Source organism: Orrella sp. 11846 (genome assembly GCF_048820935.1).
Lineage (GTDB): Bacteria > Pseudomonadota > Gammaproteobacteria > Burkholderiales > Burkholderiaceae_B > Algicoccus.
Map to the genome: position 1 here is coordinate 286,015 of NZ_JBMERD010000002.1, position 15,454 is coordinate 301,468.

At 47.8% G+C, this 15,454-nt stretch carries 8 protein-coding genes; 7 read left to right on the top strand and 1 reads right to left on the bottom strand.

Annotated features, from left to right (window positions below; genetic code table 11):
• Positions 1-68: 68 nt before the first annotated feature.
• Entirely contained in the window at positions 69-563 is a 495-nt protein-coding gene (gene rfaH / locus ACOI06_RS02970; RefSeq protein WP_420661003.1) for a transcription/translation regulatory transformer protein RfaH, read from the bottom strand.
• Between the two features lie 882 nt (positions 564-1,445).
• Between rfaH and ACOI06_RS02975 the strand changes: the two genes are divergently transcribed.
• The 7 genes from ACOI06_RS02975 to ACOI06_RS03005 all read left to right on the top strand — a co-directional run.
• The gene (locus ACOI06_RS02975) at positions 1,446-9,179 is read left to right on the top strand and encodes an SDR family NAD(P)-dependent oxidoreductase (RefSeq protein ID WP_420661004.1); all 7,734 of its coding nucleotides are present in this window, start codon (positions 1,446-1,448) and stop codon (positions 9,177-9,179) included.
• Entirely contained in the window at positions 9,176-10,534 is a 1,359-nt protein-coding gene (locus ACOI06_RS02980) for an aminotransferase class I/II-fold pyridoxal phosphate-dependent enzyme (protein ID WP_420661005.1), read from the top strand. Before ACOI06_RS02975 ends, ACOI06_RS02980 begins: the two co-directional genes overlap by 4 nt.
• 11 nt (positions 10,535-10,545) lie before the next feature.
• On the top strand, positions 10,546-11,766 hold the full coding sequence (locus ACOI06_RS02985; protein ID WP_420661006.1) for a polysaccharide biosynthesis/export family protein: 1,221 nt from the start codon (positions 10,546-10,548) through the stop codon (positions 11,764-11,766).
• A 2-nt stretch (positions 11,767-11,768) separates the two neighbouring features.
• The gene (locus tag ACOI06_RS02990) at positions 11,769-12,569 is read left to right on the top strand and encodes an ABC transporter permease (protein WP_420661007.1); all 801 of its coding nucleotides are present in this window, start codon (positions 11,769-11,771) and stop codon (positions 12,567-12,569) included.
• Complete coding sequence (locus tag ACOI06_RS02995) at positions 12,566-13,234, top strand: ABC transporter ATP-binding protein (protein ID WP_420661008.1); 669 nt, start codon at positions 12,566-12,568, stop codon at positions 13,232-13,234. The genes ACOI06_RS02990 and ACOI06_RS02995 overlap by 4 nt, the downstream gene beginning before the upstream one ends.
• Entirely contained in the window at positions 13,231-14,430 is a 1,200-nt protein-coding gene (locus tag ACOI06_RS03000) for a chain-length determining protein (protein WP_420661009.1), read from the top strand. Before ACOI06_RS02995 ends, ACOI06_RS03000 begins: the two co-directional genes overlap by 4 nt.
• Positions 14,431-14,542: 112 nt before the next feature.
• A partial coding sequence (locus tag ACOI06_RS03005; RefSeq protein ID WP_420661010.1) for a tetratricopeptide repeat protein occupies positions 14,543-15,454 on the top strand: 912 nt, incomplete at its 3' end.

A 15,454-nucleotide genomic window follows, 5' to 3' on the forward strand; every position in this document is an offset into this window, starting at 1 on the left:
GCTGTTTGTTCAGAATCGAAGATTGATATAAGCACCCTAGAAGGCTAGTTCTAAATAAAGCTGGCCTTCTAGGGTGCTTTTTGAATTTGATCAATTGAAGTGCGCAATTCGACTGGTTTATTTAACATTTCAATCAAAACAATCACGCGCTGATCGCCATCTGAAATCTGATAAACACCTTCTAAACCGACAAATGGACCTTCGGTCACAAGAACTTTGTCTCCAGCACGATAGAGGGGTTGTGGTTGGTCTTGAGTTTGCTCGTGATCTTGTAAGATCTGGACAAGTTCATTACTCACTTTTGCAGGTTCTGAGCCAAAGCTAACTAGGCGACTGACCCCTTTTGTGGAGCGGATAGGCGCCCAACTTGGTGAATCGGCGGCTCTCCCTAATTGTATAAACAGGTATCGCGGAAATAAAGGTTCTTCTTTAACGACAAGCTTGCCTCGTTGTAGTTTTTCTAAAAAGAGTGTGGGTAAATAGCACTGAAAGCCTTGCTGCTCAAGTTGCATGAGTGCTTGTTTTTCTTGTTTGGGCTTTGTGTGTACGAGATACCAGTGCATTATGTATCCAGTTGGAAATGACAATAAAGAAAACTTTCGAAGGTTTTATCGGTTACCCCTAGGGTTATTTTAACCCCAATGTGATAGTGTTTCCGTACACTTGAGCATGGTCAATACTTATTGTGAAGAATCGTCGTTCTAAAAAGAAAAGTCATGTTGATTTAGCGGGAGCATTGAGAAGGGAAAAGTTCTATTTTTCTGTATTTCGCCACTGTAGTGAAAGATTATAAGTTCAGCGGGTTACTAAAGATATTCTTGAGTTGAGAGGTGTTTTACGAGACACAAAAACAACAGTTAGAAAGATATCGATATTTTTTTGAACAAGAACAAGACAGGGCATGCGAAATGTCTATTGAGGCTTGAAGAAGTCTGCGCATTGGTCGTGCTTTGGTTTTAGACTAGAAGAGTGATGGTTATTGAGGTGTTGTTGAAACTATTCTCGATGGTTTTACCTGATTTGTGATTAAATTAAAGAATTAAATAAAAATAATACTTTGTTTCGGTTGTGAATTGATTCGAGAAAAAGTAAGTTGATTGTGCGAACGGTTTGAGCAAGTTTTGTAGTGAGAAAAAGACCTTAAGCGTGGGTCAAAGAGCTTCCCATTAAAGGAGACTGAATAATGTTCCATGCTACAACTGAGTTATAGTTACAGGTGGTGGGACTGCCCCTCAAATGCTTGAGGGATGGCCTTTTGGTGAACAAATTGGATGGTTTTTGCGCCTGTCGATCGTGTCACGATAGGGCGGTAGCATGTTTTTTTTAAATATAAGAAATCACAATTAATCACTTATAAATGACTGACTTGGCGATTCTGTTCGCCGTTGGTGTATTCATACGATTCTCATGAATCTGTGTATTCATGTGTTTCGGGTCTTCATCGAATGAAAAAACAAAATAACGTTTCACAAAAGCCAAATATCCAAGTCTCCGACAAGCCGTCCAACTTGACGCAGGATCGAGATATACCAGCGGATGCCATTGCGATCATAGGGACTGCTTTTCGCTTACCTGGAGCTTGCGCTGATGCGGATGCGCTATGGCAAGCGTTTCGTGACAAAAAGGATTTAATTACTCGAATTCCGTCGCAACGTTGGGCTGTTGATGAGCTTGAACACTCTGATCGAGCTGAGCCCGGCCGAAGCATCACATTCGATGCGGGTGTTGTCGATGATGTTGGTGAGTTTGATGCTGCGTTTTTTGGGATCTCACCACGAGAAGCTGCATGGATGGACCCACAGCAACGCTTACTGTTGGAGCTCTCTTGGGAAGCACTAGAAAACAGTGGAATTGCGCCAGCGACTCTGGCCGGTTCAAATACCGCGGTCTACGTGGGCATCTCAAGTCTGGATTACGGGACTCGAGGGCTTGATGACCTCGCAGCACTCAACGCCAATCTGATGACTGGCAATACGCTGAGCGTCGCTGCCAATCGTCTTTCTTATTTTTACGATTTACACGGACCTTCGCTGGCTGTAGACACTGCGTGTTCGTCGTCTTTGGTTGCGCTGCATCATGCGTGTGAGGCGATTCGATCAGGTCAGGCCTCGTGCGCGTTGGCGGCCGGTGTAAGTTTGCTGTTGCACCCCTATCCGTTTGTAGGGTTTACCAAGGCGTCGATGTTGTCTGCGAATGGACGTTGCCGCTCTTTTGATGCGGCGGGCGATGGATATGTCCGTTCTGAAGGCGGCGGCGTGGCTGTACTGAAGCCCTATGCGCAAGCTTTGGCCGATGGTGACTCGATTGAAGCGGTGATTTTGGCGAGTGGTGTCAATGCAGATGGACGCCGCAAAACAGGAATTACAATTCCCAGCTTTGAAGGTCAAACTGAGCTCATGCGTCAAGTTTTGGCGCGTTCTGGCCTACAACCTCACGAGATTGACTTTGTAGAAGCGCATGGAACAGGTACGCCTGTGGGCGACCCGATTGAAGCCGCAGCGATTGGACGTGTATACGGGCAGTCGCGATCAAAGCCTTTACCTATTGGTGCCGTGAAATCCAACCTAGGGCATTTGGAAGCTGGGGCGGGCATGGCAGGGCTTGTCAAAGCAATCCTGACCCTAAAACATAAAGAAATGCCGGGTATTGTGCATTTAGAAACACCAAACCCGAATATTGATTTTGAAGCGTTGAATTTGTCGCTGCCGCAAACGTGTGTGCCGATTGAGCAGCCTTTAGATCGGCCTTTAGTGGGCGCTGTGAACTCATTCGGGTTTGGAGGCGTCAACGCGCACGTTATTTTACAAGCGCCACAAGTAGCTGGTTCAGAGGTTGCTAAGACAAAAGTCGATGTGGCTGCGGCTGAATCAGCGGTTGAGCCGCTCTTTATTTCAGCGCGATCGACACAAGCACTGCAAGCAATGGCTTTACGGTACGCCGATAAACTGGGCACAATGGCGGATGATCAAGCTCGCAATGATTTAGTGCGCAGTGCGGCGCTTAATCGCCAATGGTTGGATAACCGTTTAGTGGTGACTGCACCTTCATGGGTTGCGTTGCAAACGAGATTACGTGCTTTTAGTCAGGACGAACAATCCGACGGCATTGTGACTGAAACCGTTGTGGGTGAAGAGCTTGATTCCGCCAACTCCATTGCCTTCGTTTATGGAGGTAATGGCGCCCAGTGGCAAGGCATGGGTTTGAAGTTGCTTGAAGAGTCCGAGACGTTTAAAAACTGTCTGGTTGAGCTGGATTCAAAAATGTCTCCAGTGGTCGGTTTTTCTGTGCTTGAATCTTTGCAGCTCAAGCCTGCTGAGAGCCTGCTGGAGGATACGACAGTTGCCCAACCACTCTTGTTTGCCATTCAAGTGGCGATCACGCAGGTATTGCATGAGCAAGGAATTGTACCGAGTGCGGTGACAGGTCACAGTGTGGGTGAAATTGCTGCAGCTTGGGCTTGTGGTGCGTTAACGCTTGAGCAGGCAATTGAAGTGATCTATGTGCGCAGTCAAGCGCAAGGCCTGACACGAGGTCAAGGTCGTATGGCCGCAGTCGCTTTATCAGAAGTGGAGTTGATTGGGATTTTGCAAGATCTGGGCGATGCACATGATATTGAGATTGCCGGATTTAATAGTCCAAATCATTTGACGATTAGTGGTTCCCTCCAGTACTTGCAGCGTCTAGAGACGTTGCTTAAAGAAAAACAAGTATTTTGTCAGATACTCGATTTGGATTATGCGTTTCATAGCCAGCGCATGGATCCTGTCGAGGGACAGATTCTTCAACAGTTGAAAGATCTGACATCGAGTCACGAATTACAAGCGACCTTTGTTTCGACTGTCGAAGGCGCAGCCATTGCGAATCCATCCTTGGATGCACAATATTGGTGGCGTAACATTCGCGAACCTGTCAAATTTCAGGATGCGATTTCCTGTATGGTAGAAGACGGCAACCGTATCTTTGTAGAGATTGGTCCTCACGCGATTTTGCAGCGTTACATTCGCGATGTGATTGATAGCACTGAGATCGATGCCCGCGTCTTGCCAACTTTGCGCCGTGGTCGCGATCGGTTAAATGATTTGCAAGAAACGTGCTCACGTATTTGGTTGCTCGCGCCGCAGACCGTGCTTGACTCATGGAAGGTAGACGCCCAATCAAGCGTCACACTGCCAAACTATCCTTGGCAAAAAGAGCGCTATTGGCATCCTGTCACGAATGAAAGTTTGCATGCCATTACGCGTCGACGAGTGCACCCATTGCTAGGTTGGCCTCTGTATGGAGACCAAGCCGCTTGGGAAAATGTTCTGGATCCAGTGCAGTTCCCTTGGCTGTCTGACCACCAAGTGGGTGGTGCAGTGGTCCTGCCTGGGGCAGCGTATGCCGAAATGGCGCTCGCAGCAGGGCGTCAATGGTATGACGGTCAAATCGTTTGGCTAGAAGATTTAGAAATTCTCGCGCCCATGGTTTGGGATGGCCATCATGCCAGAACAGTGCGCTTGGTAGTTGATGAAGATGACGGCGTGTTTCGTATCACAAGCCGATTGCGTTTGAGTGACGACGATTGGGTGTTGCACGCAATTGGGCGTCTATTGCAACCATCTGAGCACATGCCTAGTGCCCAAATTGCTAAGCAAATAGATCAATCTGCTAAAAGCATTGATCATGATACGCACTACGATTTGGTTCGTGAGTTTGGCTTGGAGTATGGTCCAGTCTTCAGAGGATTACACCGCATCCAAGCACATGCGGATGGATTCAGCGCGTCGATTCGCAGTCAGAAAGCGTTGGTGCAAGACTTAACTCAATCCGATTATGTACTGCATCCAGGGTTTCTGGATTTGTGTTTTCAGGCGCTTGTACACAGTGTCCAAGCTCAAGGCGTGACCGCAGCAGCTGACTGGGTGTTTTTGCCTGTTCGTGTGGGTCGTCTTGAGCGCTTCCATCTGGAGCAGCCTACACATTTACGTGCGCGCATCGTTAAGCGTGGCCCACGTTCCATTTTGGCAGATTTTGAGTTATTTGATCAGCACGATCGACTAGTTGCACGGGCGAGCGGTTGTCGGTTCAGAGCAGTTCGACTGAATGCTCGGATTCAAGCCGATCGTGATGCGCGCTGGGTGGTTTCATCGCGTCTGCATCCACATGCGTTAAGCCAGACGGATGCAGTACGTCGACCGGTTGAGGAACTCATCAAGGCAATTAATACACGTTTAGAGCCGATCGCGCTCAGCCGGGAACGTTGGTTTACCGAATTGTTGCCTTTGGCTGAAATGCTGATGCTGGCATTCACATATGAAGCATTTCAGGCAGCCTGGGCTTCAGATGAGTTAAGCGAATCAGGCTGGATGGCTGTTTATGATGATGAGCAGACAATCCCTTTGATTCGTTGGCTAGAAGAATTACTTCGTGAAGAAGGTTTGCTTGACATACGCAATGGCACCGCATTTTTAGATCAAAATGCAGAACTCCCACAGGCTCAGGCAATTTGGCAGACGCTACTGCAACAGTATCCTGAGTTCATGCCACAGTTGACATTAATGGGTCACTGGGGCTTGGCTCTGCCAAAACTACTTAGAGGTGAGTTAAGTGCTGAGGCTTTGTATGAAGCTTTGCGAACTTCACCGATTTACGCAGGGCTTTATGAAGATGATCCGAGCAATCTAGGCATTCGACTGAGCTTAGAAGCCACACTTGAAACCCTCGCGACGACACTGCCTCAAGATCGTCGCCTACGCGTTTTAGAGTTGAGTGCTGAACCTAGCCAATTGCCTGATGTACTGATTCGGCATTTAGACGATGATCGCTATGAGTATGTGCTGGGTGTGACGGATGCCGGGCTAGAAAGTACGTTGCATGCGTATTACCAAGCACAGCATGCTGTGTCCGTGTATCAGTTGGATTTACAAACGCCAGAGGCTTTATTCGATACAAATCTGGGTCAGTTCGATCTGGTCATTTTGCGCCACACCTTGCATCGAATGTCTGAATCACAAGCCGTGTTGGAGCAGATCCAAGCTCGCATGGCAGCAAATGGCCAGCTGGTTGTAGCAGAGCGCTATCCGGACTGGAGCGCGCATTTCCTGCATGGGCTCGAGAGCAACTGGTGGCTTCGTGCGCAGCAAGATGGCACGATGGTCGCTGCATCCGTTGTCTCGCCATTGTGCGTGCCACAGACATGGCAGACGCTTTTAACTGACAGCGGTTTTACAGTTGAAAGCCTGTATGAAGAGCCCACCAGTGGTGAGTTGTCTGAAGGTGGTTTCTTGATCTTTGCGAATGCAAGCTCGCAAGCGACTGATCCAATGCCACTTGTCTGCGCGGCACAACAGGCGCAGTCTTGGGTGCTCATGGCTGATGAAGAAACACACTCGTGGGCTCAGCAACTGTCTGAGCGATTGCAGGCCAATGGACAGTATGTTTCGATTGAACTGGATGAATTCAAGGCAGTTGATGCCAATCATGTCGTGTTTTTACGCGGATGGCATCAATCGATGGAAAAGACATCGGATACAGCGAATGAGTTGATTGCGCTTGTGCAACAGTTGTCGAGACAAACGCAAGCCTTAGGCAATCAGGTAGTTCCGTCACGTTTATGGATTGTGACACGTGAGGCCGTTCTGGCTGAACCAGTCCAAGCAAGTGGAGACGGATTGCCAGGTCAAGCTGCGTTGTGGGGAGTTGGACGTGTGCTCATGAATGAAATGAGCGCTTTGAATCCAACTCTGATTGATTTAGGTAAAGATGATTCAGAACTAAACACTGATCTTGATCGGCTGGTCAATGAACTTATGCATCCCGATCAAGCCAATGAAATTTTGTGTTTGGCACAGGGTCGTTATGTCCCTGTCCTACATCCCCTTGATGAGAGTGAAACGAATAGTCACCTAGCCACGCAAACGGAAAATGACGCTTCACGGTTTAGACTCGACTTTCTTGTGCCGGGCAAACTTCGCAACCTATTGTGGCTTGCAAACCCTGAGAAAACACTCGAAGCGCATGAAGTCGAAGTGCAAACTCACGCTGTGGGTCTGAATTTTAGAGACATTATGTATTTGTTGGGCTTGTTGCCCGATGAAGCCGTTGAAGATGGGTTTGCTGGTGCGAGTTTAGGCCTAGAGATGGCAGGCGTCATCAGTCGAGTCGGATCTGACGTTCAGGGCATGAAAGTCGGTGACGCCGTCATGGGTTTTGGGCCTGCATGCTTTTCTAGTCACGTAGTGACTCGCGAAGATGCTTTGGTGCAAATTCCAGAAGATTGGAGTTTTGAATCGGCAGCGACGGTCCCAACTGTGTTCTTTACGGCTTACTATGCACTTGCGCATTTGGCCCAGGTTGAACCCGGTGAGCGTGTACTAATCCATGGTGCAGCAGGCGGCGTGGGAATTGCAGCAATACAGATTGCACGACATTTGGGTGCAGAGATTTTTGCAACAGCAGGTACACCTGAAAAGCGCGATTTTGTACGGCTTTTGGGTGCTGATCATGTGTTCGATACGCGTAGTTTAGATTTTGCAGATGAGATACTCACGCTCACGCAAGGCCAAGGCGTTGATGTCGTCTTGAATTCGTTGGCTGGTGAAGCCATGCGTCGCAGTTTGGATGTGTTGAAACCATTTGGACGGTTTTTGGAACTCGGTAAACGTGATTTTTACGAAAACACGGCCATTGGCTTGCGCGTTATGCGTCATAACATCAGCTATTTTGGCATTGATGCGGATCAGTTGCTAAATGGACGCCCAGCACTTGCGGAGAAACTGTTCAAAAAAGTGATGGCACTTTTTGAGCAAGGCGTACTCAACCCATTGCCGTATCGTGCTTTTGAGGCGACCGAAGTTGTGGATGCGTTTCGCGTCATGCAACAAGCGCATCACATTGGCAAGATCGTTGTGTCGCTTAAGGACGCGAATCCGACGCTTTCTGACATGGATCCAATGATTCCCGAAGCCTCACAGCCAGCATTTGATTCGCAAAGCACTTGGCTTGTGACCGGCGGCTTGTCTGGGTTCGGATTGGAAACGGCGCGTTGGTTGACTCAACATGGCGTGCGTTATTTAACCTTGGTCGGTCGCCGAGGTCTGGACACGCCCGACGTAGAGACCGTGCTGGAAGAGTTTAGTGAGCAAGGTGTCCAAGTCCAAGTATTGGCTTGTGACGTCAGCGATGCGCAGTCGGTGATATCCACTCTCCAAGCGGTTCGGGCTGACATGCCGCCATTGTGTGGTGTGATTCACGCAGCTGCCGTGTTTGCCGATCGTTTGGTGATGGATATGGATGCGCAGCACATGCAAACGGTTTTGAATGCCAAGCTTTTAGGCGCTTGGAATTTGCATGAAGCCACACTTGAGGATGGTTTGGAGCATTTTGTGCTGTACAGCTCAGTGACGACAGCCATTGGTAACCCTGGGCAGAGCAATTATGTGGCTGCAAACCTAGGACTGGAAACATTGTCTGACTTGCGCCGTGCCGAAGGTTTACCCGTGACTTGTTTAGCTTGGGGGCCGATCGGAGATGCTGGATATCTCACACGTGAGCAGGCTGTTCGGAACAGCCTTGAGCAGCGCCTAGGACGTGCACCACTGTCTAGCGAACAAGCATTACGCGCACTAGGCAGTGCGTTAGAGAATGATCCTAAGCGAACGATCATTGTTGGCGATTTTGATTGGAATGTCTTGTCACGGTTATTACCGAGTGCGCAAAGCTTGCGCTTTGAATTGCTCAACCGAGACCGAAAAGAACAGGTTTCAGATGAGCAAGATCTTGACGCATTGTTGCAGGGCAAAACACCGGAGCAAATGCTGATTGTCGTGCAGGACTATGTTGCGCGAGAGGTCGCACAAACACTCTCGATGCCCGTTGATCGTATAGATCTCCAGCGCTCACTACATGATTTAGGCATGGACTCTTTGATGGCTGTCGAGTTGGCGGTTGGCTTGGAGCAACGTTTCAAACTTCAGCTTCCAGTGATGATGTTGAATGACTCTCCGACCGTCGTCAATGTATCTCAACGTATTTTGGAAAAACTCTTAACTCGGTCCTCAGATTCGTCGTTAGATGACGATGCACAAAAAATTTCAGGTCTGCTGGATCAGCACGGTGTCGAGTTGACACAAGACGAGCTTGAAGCGTTAGATCAGGCGGCCAGACAATTAGCCACTGATGGTACTAAACTCATCGAATGAAAAAAACCACTCTTGCGCAAAGTGCCAGAAATAAGCTGATTAGTCACATTCTGAGCAAAAAAAGTACATCGACAGCAGATAAGCCTTCTATTGCGTCTCGTGCTGCAACGAATGTCGCGCCGAGGACGAGTGTCTCAGATATTCCTGAAGCCTATGTGCGTTTTGATCAACATCCAGCGTATGAGCAGATGTTGGTGTCCAAAGCCGTTTCAACCCGGCTTGGATTACAAAACCCTTTTTTTAAGATGCACGACGGCAGCGCCAGTGCGAGCACTCTGATCGATGGCCGAGAATACCTAAATTTTGCGAGTTATAACTATCTTGGGATGGCAGGCCATCCCAAGATCAATCAAGCCGCAAAAGATGCAATTGATCGGTATGGTACGACCGTGTCAGCAAGCCGATTGGTCGCGGGTGAGCGACCGATTCAGCGTGAACTTGAAAACGCGCTTGCAGACGTCTATGGTGTGGATGATTGCGTTGTCTTCGTCAGTGGCCATGCAACCAATGTCAGTACGATCGGCCATTTGTTTGGACCACGTGATCTTGTGGTTCATGACAGCCTAATTCATAATAGCGTTCTCATGGGTATCCAGTTGTCAGGCGCAGCACGACGCTCTTTTGCCCACAACGATATGCAGGATTTAGAGCGTATATTAAGTGAGGTGCGGACACAGTTCGAGCGCGTCTTGATCGTGGTGGAAGGCGTCTATAGTATGGACGGCGATATTGCCGATTTGCCGACATTGATAGAGCTTAAACGACGTTACAAAGCATTTTTGATGGTTGATGAAGCCCATAGTCTGGGTATTTTAGGCCAGAAAGGGTTCGGCCTTCACGAGTATTATGATGTGGATGGGCGCGAAGTTGACATCTGGATGGGCACACTAAGTAAAACGCTCGCAAGTTGTGGTGGTTACATTTGTGGTGACCGCGCCTTGGTCGAGCATTTGAAATACGCAGCACCTGGATTTGTCTATAGCGTGGGGATTGCACCGCCTTTGGCTGCGGCTTCTATTGAGGCATTGGCTCTCATGAAAGCTGAACCTGAACGTGTTACACGTTTGCAGCACAATTGTGCCAGTTTTTTGAGTATGCTCAAAAACCAAGGATTAGCGACTGGCTATGCTCAAGGTCATGCGCTGGTGCCTGTGATGACGGGAGGCTCGATTCAGGCGGTGAGTCTATCGAACGCACTGTATGAGGAAGGCATTCATGTGCAGCCCATCATTTATCCGGGTGTTGAAGAAAAAGCGGCGCGTTTGCGGTTCTTCTTGTCAGCTGAACATGATGAAGCACAGCTTGAGCATACAGTGCAAGTGCTAACACAAACAATGAAAAGAATCGGCAAATGAGTCCGAAAACTATGAATATTAACCATTTGGGTTGTGGGGACGAGCGTGTAAACCGCTCGGACCTTTTAAAACGGATCTTACGCATCAGTGCCATGGCGAGCGTCTTGTTGTTGGGTGGTTGTGCCACCATGCCTGGCTGGATATCTGCCGACGGTCCGAGCCGCGAGCAAGTGCAGACGGTTTCTGAAGAAGAGACTGTTCAGCCAGGTATTCAAGTCTTAACTGTGCATGACAAACTCGCCAGAAAACTTCTCGAAGCCAAAAAGCTAGATGAGTTTTCTAAAGTTTTTAAACAAAATGCACAGAATCAATATCTTGTAGGACCAGGGGATATTCTTGAAGTGTCCGTATGGGAAGCACCGCCTGCATTGCTGTTTGGCTCAATGGCCATGTCGACCGCTGGTGAGGTCGCTGCTTCGCATGTGTCGGTGTTTCCGGAGCAGATGGTTGCTGCCAATGGCACGATTTCGATTCCCTTTGCTGGTTACATACCTGTGAGCCGTCGCACCGCACAGCAGATCGAAGCAGAAATCGTCAAACGTTTGACGGGTAAAGCGAATTTACCGCAGGTAATTGTACGAGTCATTAAGAACAACTCTGCTACAGTGACTGTTGTGGGTGATGTGAATAATTCAGCTCGGATACCACTGACACCGATGGGTGAACGCTTACTCGATGCGGTTGCCGCTGGTGGTGGAACCAAAGAAGCGATTAAACGCATGGCTATCCAGTTATCGCGCGGTAAAACGACTGCAACCATGGCTTTAGATTCCATCATTCGTAACCCCCAACAGAATATTACGCTTCAACCGGGTGATGTTGTGACAGCACTTTATCAGCCCAAGAGCTTTACGGTGCTAGGTGCGACAGGTAGTAATGCAGAGGTTGAGTTTGAGGCGAAGGGTATTTCCTTGGCCCAAGCATTGGCTCGATCGGGCGGTTTAGATGACAATCGCGCAGATGCTCGCGGTGTATTTGTGTTCCGATTTGAAGATGCTTCACTCGTTGACGATGCCGATCTGAGTGCTGTGGATTTACAAGGTCGCGTGCCGGTGGTGTATGAAGTGAATCTCAGGGATCCTGGGTCACTGTTTGTAGTGCAAAATTTCCCGATTGATGATCAAGACGTGCTATATGTCGCCAACGCACCTTCGGCTGAGATTACCAAGTTCTTGCGGATGATTGGCTCCGTATTGTCGCCAGCGATGACGGTCCAGTCAGCAGCTCGTTAAGGATGAAAGAACAAGAAACTAATCAGGTTCGTGGTCCACTTCGCGTGACGTTGGCCGTTTGGAACGCTTTGTTTTTGAGAGAGGCGCTTGAGCGACTCTTTGATATGCGAGCAGCTTGGTTGTGGCTGCTCGTAGAGCCGCTCATGCAGATGGCGTTCTACGCGTGGATCTGGTCTGTAATTCGTGTTCGTCATATTGCTGGGATGCCCACTGCCGTTTGGATTGTGGTGGGGTTTTTAGCGTTTTTCTTGTTTCGCAGAACAGCGACCCAAGTCACACATGCAATCGATTCAAATAAAGCCTTATTTGCGTATCGCCAAGTCAAACCTTTTGATGCAGCGTTGATCCGTGCATTCTTAGAAGTTGTGTTGATGTTTATAGTGGGTTTGGTGTCCATGACAGTGATCGCACAGTTTGGCTTTTCTTTTATTCCAGTTGATCCACTGATCGTGATTCTAGCCTGGGGAGGGTTGTGGTTGTTTGCCTTTGGTTACGGCATGATTGCCTCCGTGCTCATGCGGTTAGTGCCGGAAACAAAGCATCTTTTGTCGATCGCGATGATGCCGTTGATGATTGCATCGGGTGTGGTTTTTCCTTTGAACATGGTTCCTGAGCCCTATATCACATGGTTGATGTATAACCCAGTGGCTAATGGTTTGGAGTATGCACGCAGCGGATTTGGAGCTTATTACCATATGGTGCCGGGGGCCAGCATGACATACCTTTGGAAGTGCGCAGTGATTACCTTTTTTGTCGGTTTGGTGTTGTACCGTCGATTTGACCAAGAATTGGTGATGCGATGATTGTTGTGCGAGATGTGTATAAGCGGTACTGGACACGGCATGGTATGGGGCCCTGGGTGCTCAAAGGCATCAATCTCACGATTCCTAAGGAAAGTAAGGTGGGTTTAATTGGTGTAAATGGCGCTGGTAAGTCCACACTGTTGGGTTTGATCGGTGGAATTGACCATCCTAATCGGGGCACGATTGAACGCAATTGTCGTTTGTCATGGCCCATGGGGCGTGGTGGCTTGGAGCCATCATTAACAGGTCGTCAGAATGCCAAGTTCGTGTGTCGTGTTCATGGCCATGATGATCCGGCTGATATTGCGGATCGCTTAGCCTATATTGAGGATTTTGCGGAGATTGGCCCAGCTTTTGATCGTCCGATTTACACCTATTCTTCAGGTATGCGCTCCCGAATCCAGTTTGGGTTGTCACTGGCGTTTGATTTTGACATGTATATTTCTGATGAAGTAACCGCAGCAGGTGATGCTGCCTTTAAGAAAAAAGCGGCGCAAGCTTTTAAAGCTAAAACCAATCATGCAGGCATGATTATGGTGGCTCATAGTGACAGCACATTACGACAGTTTTGTGAATCAGGTGTTTGGATGCGTGATGGGCAGGCTTATTGGTATGACGATATTGAAGATGCACTTAAAGATTATAAGGATTCGTTGCCAAAATGAGCGTCAATAACACAAGTCAAGAACAAACATCGGCAACATCAAAAGTACGAGAAGAACAGCAAACTATTTTGCAGAAAACCTGGCGATGGACAAAAGACAATGTCTTATCTGTGCGGGTTTTTGACACGTTAGCGCGGTTTACTTTGATTTTTTCTGCGCTCTTAGTTGTTTATTGGAGTGTCATTGCCTCGGATCGCTATGTGTCCGATGCAAATGTTGTGATTCGTAAAACAGATTCAGCTAGTACATCGCCATTTGATCTCGGGATGTTGATTTCGGGTGTTGCGGGCGTGAACCAGCTGGACCAATTGCTGCTGAGAGAGTATTTGCTGTCAGTTGATATGCTTCAGAAGCTTGACGACACACTAGGCTTGCGTCAGAAATTTAGCCACTCTGATCATGATGTGTTTTCTCGATTTTGGTTTGAGGATGCGCCTGCTGAATGGTTGTATCGTTATCTTCGAACAATGATTAGCGTTGAGTTTGATGAATTGCCCGGTGTACTGCGTATTCGATCTGAAGCATATGATCCGCAAACAGCTAAGGCGATGACCGCCTTTATGGTGGCGCATGGTGAAGAGTATATGAATAAGTTAGGTCATGAATTGGCGGATACTCAGGTCGATTTCTTGACGCGGCAAGTTCAATTCGCTCGCGAAGAGTTTGAAAATGCGAGTCAGGCGCTACTGGCTTTTCAGAACCGTGAGGAAATGTTGACCCCCAAGGCCCAGGCAGAAAGTATCGGGGCCATTATTGCCAGCTTAGAGAGTCAACGTGCGCAAATTGAAACGCGACTCGATGCTTTGCCGCCTGGACTTGAACCTAATCACCCGAATGTGCGAATGCTGACACAATCAATCAAGTCGATTGATCGGCAGATTGCTCAGGAACGCGGAAAGCTCACCGAATCGACTGGTGGTAGTTTGAATGTTTCGTTAGAGCAGTATCAAAAGCTCGAGTTAGCTGTCGAATTTAGTCAGCAAATGTACCAGTCCGCTTTGATGGCGCTTGAAAAAGGGCGTTTTGATGCGACTCGTATGCTAGATAAGGTGTCTATTCTTCAAGCACCCACTACGCCAGAGTACCCCTTGGAACCACGGCGTATTTATAACTCAGTTGTCAGTATTATCCTTGCATTGGTTGTGGCGGGTATTCTGAAATTACTTGGCGCCATTGTCAGAGATCACGTTGATTGAGCAGTTGGTTTCTTATCTCAAACGCTTGACATCTGTTTGATCTATTTTTCTCGTTTATTAACTATCTACATGACGGCCATATTGCCTAATTACCAACATAATAGGTTTACGCATGAGTGATCAATCCATACAACGACTACAAGAAGAAAATGATCTTTTGCTTGAACAGCTCCATTTGGTTCAGGAAGAGCTTGAGAAGTACTATCTCGAGAATAAACGATTACAAGGTCTAAGTACAGAAGCAATCACAAATAAACCTTCAGGTCAATCTTCAACAGCAAAGAGTGAATTGCGTTGGGTTGATGAGCGATGGCCTGATGTGCTTGCCGAAAATGAATCGCTAAAAACACAAGTTGAAGTGATGCGCTATGAGCGCGACATCGTCCTAGAGAATAGCTTGAGTGCTCATCTTGGCAAAATACTCATTCGCACAGGTGATGGGGAACAGGGTGTCACCGCAGCTTTAAAACAGTTGCTGACATTTTGGAAAAAGAGTCGTCAACAGTCGGTGCCTAACGTATTAGGTGATAAACATTACAGCAAGGTTGTAGAGACTTATAAAAATCAAGGCATTAAAGCTGTCGAAAAACTTTTGAAAGACGCCGATGTTTCTTTCCATCATCAAGCTTCTGCATATACTGCTATTTCCCGATTTGAACGAGACGAGGGACAGTATGACAAAGCGTTAAGTGTTTCAGAAAGGGCTTATGAAATTGATCCTAAGCCGTTTCGACTTAAATGGTTGGCGTTTAGATGTGCAGATGCCGGTCAAACGGCTCGTGCTGTAGCTTTGTTAGATTTGCTGCCCGAAGATACTCCAATGAGTGAGTCAGAAACAAACAAAATGTATCGTTATCGTCAGATCGTTGAACAACAGCGCAGACAAGAAGCGATACATCGCTCAGGGTTTGTAAAAGCTCGAGAAGATTTGCAGGCTCGAATTAGTACCCTCGAGACTCAAGCGCAAACACTTCAAAATGAGAAAACTGAACTTGAAAAACAAATCAATGAGATACAGAAAAAA

Bases quoted from the DNA above. Each gene is read 5' to 3' on its own strand.
- ACOI06_RS02995 (WP_420661008.1), top strand. From the start codon at position 12,566: ATGATTGTTGTGCGAGATGTGTATAAGCGGTACTGGACACGGCATGGT.
- ACOI06_RS02985 (WP_420661006.1), top strand. From the start codon at position 10,546: ATGAATATTAACCATTTGGGTTGTGGGGACGAGCGTGTAAACCGCTCG.
- ACOI06_RS02990 (WP_420661007.1), top strand. From the start codon at position 11,769: ATGAAAGAACAAGAAACTAATCAGGTTCGTGGTCCACTTCGCGTGACG.
- ACOI06_RS03000 (WP_420661009.1), top strand. From the start codon at position 13,231: ATGAGCGTCAATAACACAAGTCAAGAACAAACATCGGCAACATCAAAA.
- ACOI06_RS02975 (WP_420661004.1), top strand. From the start codon at position 1,446: ATGAAAAAACAAAATAACGTTTCACAAAAGCCAAATATCCAAGTCTCC.
- ACOI06_RS02980 (WP_420661005.1), top strand. From the start codon at position 9,176: ATGAAAAAAACCACTCTTGCGCAAAGTGCCAGAAATAAGCTGATTAGT.
- rfaH (WP_420661003.1), bottom strand. From the start codon at position 563: ATGCACTGGTATCTCGTACACACAAAGCCCAAACAAGAAAAACAAGCA.